This is a genomic window from Secundilactobacillus silagincola (genome assembly GCF_002583405.1).
In the GTDB taxonomy this organism is placed as follows: Bacteria; Bacillota; Bacilli; order Lactobacillales; family Lactobacillaceae; genus Secundilactobacillus; species Secundilactobacillus silagincola.
Genome location: NZ_BCMJ01000013.1, coordinates 45,330 through 51,938 on the forward strand (window position 1 = coordinate 45,330; position 6,609 = coordinate 51,938).

The 6,609-nt window shown below is 41.6% G+C and carries 5 protein-coding genes, 1 tRNA gene and 1 riboswitch; of the genes, 4 read left to right on the forward strand and 2 right to left on the reverse strand.

The genetic code is table 11. The features are described 5' to 3' along the window. Positions 1 to 6 precede the first annotated feature (6 nt). Complete coding sequence (locus CES82_RS11125) at positions 7 to 918, reverse strand: AEC family transporter (RefSeq protein ID WP_098826294.1); 912 nt, start codon at positions 916 to 918, stop codon at positions 7 to 9. A gap of 971 nt (positions 919 to 1,889) precedes the next feature. Beyond that, positions 1,890 to 1,973, reverse strand: a tRNA-Leu gene (locus CES82_RS11130). 507 nt (positions 1,974 to 2,480) lie between these two features. On the opposite strand from CES82_RS11130, the gene CES82_RS11135 reads away from it, so the two are divergent. From CES82_RS11135 to CES82_RS11150, 4 genes are all read left to right on the forward strand, one after another. Then, positions 2,481 to 3,695, forward strand: a complete 1,215-nt coding sequence (locus CES82_RS11135; protein ID WP_098826296.1) for a glycosyltransferase — start codon at positions 2,481 to 2,483, stop codon at positions 3,693 to 3,695. A gap of 1 nt (position 3,696) precedes the next feature. Beyond that, a complete protein-coding gene (locus tag CES82_RS11140) occupies positions 3,697 to 4,002 on the forward strand; it encodes a hypothetical protein (protein WP_098826297.1) in 306 nt (101 codons plus the stop codon). Further along, positions 3,983 to 4,873 carry a polysaccharide deacetylase family protein gene (locus tag CES82_RS11145; RefSeq protein ID WP_098826299.1) on the forward strand — a complete coding sequence of 297 codons (891 nt, stop codon included), beginning with the start codon at positions 3,983 to 3,985 and terminating at the stop codon, positions 4,871 to 4,873. Before CES82_RS11140 ends, CES82_RS11145 begins: the two co-directional genes overlap by 20 nt. Before the next feature lie 96 nt (positions 4,874 to 4,969). After that, positions 4,970 to 5,069: riboswitch (TPP riboswitch) on the forward strand. Between the two features lie 70 nt (positions 5,070 to 5,139). After that, positions 5,140 to 6,435: an acetylornithine deacetylase gene (locus CES82_RS11150; RefSeq protein ID WP_225364903.1), complete on the forward strand. Its 1,296-nt coding sequence runs from the start codon at positions 5,140 to 5,142 to the stop codon at positions 6,433 to 6,435. Positions 6,436 to 6,609: the final 174 nt, after the last annotated feature.

A 6,609-nucleotide genomic window follows, 5' to 3' on the forward strand; every position in this document is an offset into this window, starting at 1 on the left:
TTTTGACTAACTAAGTGCGACTAAGAATACTGCTAGGGTAACGAATGAACAAACGGTACTCCAGAATTGGGTTGAAGCCAGCTCAGCTTCGTTAACTTTAAATTGAATGGCAAGACTGGTTGGCATGGTAGCTGTTGGGATAGCTAACGTCAGTACGACGATTCGCTGCAATTCTGAAGGTGCGTTGACTAACAGCATCAAGCCCCAGATAACGATTGGAAATAGAATGTTCTTCGAAAAAACGGTGGCAACGATGGTGCGGTTAACCAAGATCTTACGGGTAAACAGAATAATCCCAGTTGCGAAGATAGCCAAACCACCGGCACCTTTACCTAGCAGTTCAAATGAACCAGCGAGTTCTTCGGGCATTTGCCAGCCCAATAACGCTAAAATAAAGCCGAGTAAAGCGGCAGCTACTAGTGGTTTACGCAAAGTGCTGACAACCCGAGATCCTAGTGATTCTCCTTGACTGAGGGCACCGAAGACCACTGGTAGCAGGATAATGTTAATAATTAAGGTACATACACCAATGGTGATGGCGCTTAAAGAGTTACCGAAAATCAAGGGTAAAATGGCCGATCCAATAAACGGAACAGAAGGGTCTGCCACTGACATCGCTCTAAGTGATGCAATATGTAGATCAGTGTGCAGTAAGTATCGGTTGATGACTAAAAAAATCAGGTAACAGCAAACAATGCTGACTAACAGCCAAGAGGCTAACGGAATATCTTTAATGATAATTTTTCGTGGGGTACTCCAAATGCCAGAAAAAACGCTAAGTGGCAACATAAAGTTCATGACCAGACGAACCAGCATACTGCTGTCTTTGTCATTAAAATAGTGACGAGCAGCTGCGAAGTAGCCTAAAGCCATGGTGACGATGATGGGGAGTAAGGCAAATAGAAGTGTCTGTAGCAAATGATCATCTCCTTGAGTTATTAAAATTAAATTATAAAACTTTCTAATTTAATTACAAGATGATGATTAAATATACAATATCCTAATTAAATTTTAATTAAGCGAATAAAACGCAATTTGTGCTGATATGACAAGGTTAAGTGAGAATTGAAATATTTTTAATTCATCAGAAAAAAAGTTTAGATTTTTTTGGATTAGGCAAGGTTCCACGAACGTTTACAATGCAACGTTTGTAGCACTTTTACGTTAAAAGTATTGGTTCATCTTTAGTTTTAATATACATGAAAATGCATTCACAAAGTATAAGTAAAAATCGGTCTGGCCATGTGAGTTCGAATAATTGATTTGTCGTATTCAAGTTTGAAACATTAGAATTGAATTAATTTACATCATGGCGAGAGACTACAAAAAGGAGTAGTCCAAGTTGATGTCGGACTACCCCTACTGAGTCGGTTACACTGAGAGTAAAATACGATAATGGTGTGATGCCAAATATCTGGAAGAAAAAGCAGAGATGTCTGCTTAGTTTTGATTCATAGTTTTCACTAGAAATCGATATAATCTCGATAATGCCAGAGGAGTGCGAATATGCCAGCCGTTATTAGTGTTGATCGGAGTATACGATGTGTTATTGGAATGAAGAAGCAGCAGGATTCGTACACGTGGAATATGATGAGTGGCATGAAAAATGGAAGCATATAGAGCTTGTCTTTGATTTTCTTGAACATAATGCACCTCGACAGGTTATATTTGGTTATTTAATTTTACCATTATTGGTTAGAAACACCTATATGTAGGTGTTAATAGGCACAAAACAGTAGAAATGTAGCGAAAATGTCAGGGGTGATTAAAAGCCCCAAAATGTAGTTTTGAAAACTAGATTTAAAATCAAACGGCTACTTTTGCTATTCATTTATGCAAATATGCAAAATAAAAACGCCTATTTCTAGACGTTTTCACTAGTTATATTATGCCCCGAGCAGGATTCGAACCTGTACTTGGTTACCCAAACAGCGACCTGAACGCTGCGCGTCTGCCAGTTCCGCCACCGGGGCATCACAACAGGAATAATCATACACTATTATGAGTTGTTTTGTAAAGTCATTTTATGCGTACTTTTCACATTTTCTTGCAAACGGTTCAAGTTGATGTGGAGTAAATCTTGAGGCAGAACAAAGCCATTTTGTGCAAGTAATTGCTTTTCCATGCATGATTTTGGGATAATCAAGCCTAAAAAGTTCGTTTTACTGCCAGATACTAACTAAGAATAACCTTAGCGGCTAGTGTCAAAAGACATCCGCAAAATGGGTTAACTGTCAAGTTAAGTAATTCTTAATCTATTGAAATCACGTTGGTGGTTGCGCTTACATGGCTGATACAATTAAGTTCTTAATTTTTGTCCAACATGTTCTAATGATACCTACCTTGACGGAGTTGTTTTGCGTAAGTACAATGTGAAAGTTGTTGTTTGAGCAAACATAATGGGACATGTTATGCAGATATGACGAAATAATCAGCGATTTGTCAGAAATCGACGAAAAGATCGTCAAGGGAGCTTTTAAATGAATATACTTAGTGGATTTGTAGTCTTGTACCCAATGATCGTATCACTTGTTTGGATCATGGGTGCAATCTTTTTTAGTGTTCAGCAGCGTCAAATTCCTTTGAAAAAGCCTGGAAAAGGGGAGCCGGAACAACTGGTGTCGGTGTTAATCCCAGCACATAATGAGGAAGAAACGTTACATGAAGTTGTTGAATCGGTGGCACGATTAACATATCAAAAAATTGAACTGATTTTGATCGATGATGGCAGTGTTGATCAAACGTTAAACGTGATGTATGAGTTACAGAAACAGTATCAGTCTCAGTTTCCAATTAAAGTGGTGCCAATTATTAAAAACGGTGGTAAGGCCCATGCGTTGAATGTTGGCTTAGATAGTGCCACGGGTGAATACCTACTTTGTTTGGATTCCGATTCTTACATTGACCAGGATGCATTAAAGCACATGATGCTGGAATTCTATAACGACTCAAACGTCGGTGCGGTTGCCGGACGTCCAGTGGTTCGTAACCGAACAACGTTATTGGGCCGCCTGCAGTTGCTGGAATATATTGGAATCATCGATATTATCAAGCGAGGACAGTCTTTTATTACCGGTCATATCACCACAGTTTCGGGTGTGATCGTGGTTTATCGTAAGAAAGCCATTAAAGAAGTTCACCGCTGGACCGTTGAAGCGTTAACCGAAGATATCGACATGACGTGGAAACTTTACTCGCACAATTGGCGGGTGGCTTATTGTCCCCAAGCTGTATCATGGATTCTGGTTCCAGAGCATATGAACGCCTTGATCCGGCAACGACGGCGCTGGGCCCGTGGCGGCTTGGAAGTTTTAATTCGCAACCGACAGTTGATCTTTACGGGTAAACTCGCTGAGCAGTGGTTATTGATCGATATGGTGATCAGTAATCTATGGGCGTTGAGCTGCTTTTTCATGATCGTGTTGTATTTGTTGACCATGATTTTCTCTCACGCTTTAATTTTAGACGGCGGTATCTTATTTGTGCTGACGCTGATCAGTATCGTCCAGTTCATCATTGGTTTTACAAGTTCCCAGCGTCAAGGCTACATTGACTGGCAAGATTTACTGTTACTGCCGATGTATTTTGTCTTCTACTGGGTCGTTAACTTGATCAGCTGTATTACCGCGCTTGGTTCCTTCTTCCTTGATCCAAAACGAAAAGGAACCTGGGCCAGTCCAGATCGGGGGGTCTAACATGGATAAAGATAAATTGGTGATTCGTAAAAAGACTTCCATTTGGTCACGGCTTCGGCGGATGATTTTGCTCATTGTTTTGTGGGTCTTCGCCATTTATGTCTTAGCTATTAATCTCTGCTTTATTTTTGGGGTGTATTCAGATGGCTTAGTTGTGAATTATTCGCTGTTCAATTTGTCATTTCACCTCTATAAACTATTAGGCAATCTCATTTTGATTATTGGCGGTCTGAGCGTTGTGTACGGTGTGATCCACATTCGGAATCTTAAACGAAAGGCGGCAGCAAATGACAAAGACAACGCGTAAATGGATATTAGGATTGATTATTGTTGTTTTCATTGGCCTGGTTGCCGTCAACGTTCGTAAGAGTACCAAGTTTGAACTGGGAACCCGGGAAAACTATGCGCTGGCAAGCAGTGATACCAAAATCAAAAATGGCATTATGGTTTTTTGCTATCATCGGATTCTGAACGATAATGACACGATGGTTAAAAGTGTGGAATCTTTAACGCCAAATAATCAACTCCACGTTTATAACGTGAACGTATCCGAATTTAAAAAACAAATGCAGTTTTTGCATCAGCACCATATTAAAGTGATTTCTACCGCACAAATGATCAGTATGCTGAAAAATAATCAGCCAGTTCATGGTAAATACGTTGTCTTGACCTTCGACGACATTGACCGGACGCTGGCCGAAAATGCAGCGCCTATCATGAAACATTATGGCTATCCGTTCACCGCTTCAATCATTACGGGCTCAACCGGTCAGTATATCGGTGGCGAACAACTTGCTACTTGGTCTCAGATTATGAAATTGTACCGGTCTGAGGGCACCAAAATGACGTTGGGCGTTCATACTAATAACATGCATTATCTTGTTAAAGGGACGCCGGCGTTTAACTTAAAGCGTAATTACCCGAAATTTGTCCGGGATTATGCCACCAGTCAAAAGGTGATGAAGCAGAAAACTGGCCAAACGACGCCCATCTTCACTTATCCGTATGGTAGCGGAACACCGTTGGTTCAAAACTTCCTGGTTCATCAACCGAGATTACAGGTGATTTACACGTTAAATAATGGGATTGTGACCAACGAAAACGATCTTAAATTAGCGCCACGGATGATTATCACTAAGAATAGCTGGCCAAGTATTGCGCGTTGGCTGGAGCGATAACACCGTTGAAATTAAGAAACTGCTTTTGAGCGGTTCCTTTTTTAATTTGAACCAAGATAAGTACTTGCATTAATCAACTAATTATGACATGATAAGTTTACAAGCTAGGGGTGCTCTAATAGAGCTGAGATGGCAAACGCCAGACCCTTTGAACCTGAGAGTTAGCACTCACGTAGGAAAGCTGATTGAACGTGTGTAAAACTCCCGGAGTCTAGCTTCGGGAGTTTTTTAGTTGGTTTCACCCAGGTTCATGGCTGAGTCGAACCATGAAGGGATATGAAGCAATGACGGTATTACAGCAACAATTACGACAGGCAATTGATGAGCAACAGTCAAGTTTACTCGATATTTTAAGTCAGTTAGTTGCCTTTCAAACGGTATCACCACCGGCTAGAAATACGTTGGAAATTCAAAATTACGTGAAACAGCAACTCATAGAGGCCGGTTTTACTGTTAAGCAACAGTCATTCTATGATCAAGATTCACTGGTTTCGGGACAGCTAAGCGGTGACGCATCCAGTGACCATCACAGTCTCCTATTAAACGGGCATGTGGATGTGGCTGCACTGACGGATCTTGACCACTGGCAGACAGATCCGTTCCAACTTGTACAGCATGGTGATGAATTATATGGTCGTGGTGTTAGTGATATGAAGGGCGCGGTCGCTTGTTTTCTATACCTCTTTCAGTTGTTAAAACAGTTGGACGTTCATTTACCGGGTGATTTACGATTCCAGTCAGTGGTTGGTGAAGAAGCCGGTGAAGCGGGTACGAAAAACTTGCTGGAACAGGGCGAGAAAGCTGACTTCGCAGTGGTTGGCGACACCAGTAATATGGCATTTCAAGGACAAGGTGGTGTGGTAACTGGCTGGATCACACTTAAAAGCCCGCATACGTATCATGACGGCAACCGGGTGAACATGCTACGAGCCGGTGGCGGTTTGAAGGCTGCCAGTATGGTTGAGAAAATGCCGGTAGTCATTGAAGCCCTTCAGAAGCTGGAGCATTATTGGGCGGTCACTAAGACCTACGAAGGTTTCCCTGCAGGAACCAACACCATTAATCCAGCCTATATTGAAGGCGGCGTTCACCCTGCGTTTGTCGCCAACGAGTGTAAATTATGGATCACGGTTCATTTTTACCCCGACGAAACGATTGACCAGGTCACTCAAGAAATCGAGGCTGCTGTGATTGCTGCTGCTAAAGCCGATCCTTGGTTAAAAGAAACATTACCGACCTTTAGCTGGGGTGGCGATTCAATGCTGGTAGATAAAGGGGAAGTTTTTCCGCCATTAGCGATTGACGCCACGCAGCCAGCGGTACAGTTACTGAAGCAAAGTCATGAGCAACAGCTGGGAGCAGCGCCTGATATTAATATGTCAACGTCAGTTTCGGATGGTGGCTGGTTTGATTTTTATCATATTCCCGCGGTGACGTATGGGCCAGGACAAATGGCACAAGCTCACAGCGACAATGAAATGGTGCAACTATCGCAATTGCTTGATTACACTAAAGTGATGGCTGATTTTATCGTTACGTGGTGTTCACAGCTTAAAGCATGAAAGGATAATGACAATGAAAAAACAATTTCACCTTCAAGATATTATTTTAATCACCATGATTGCTCTGATTTTCGGTGCTATTTTCTACCAAAAGTCAAGCGCTTCAAGCTTTTTCATTGCTTATTGAATGGTAGGTTGTTAAATATTGGATACACTTAAATAAGCCTATCCTCT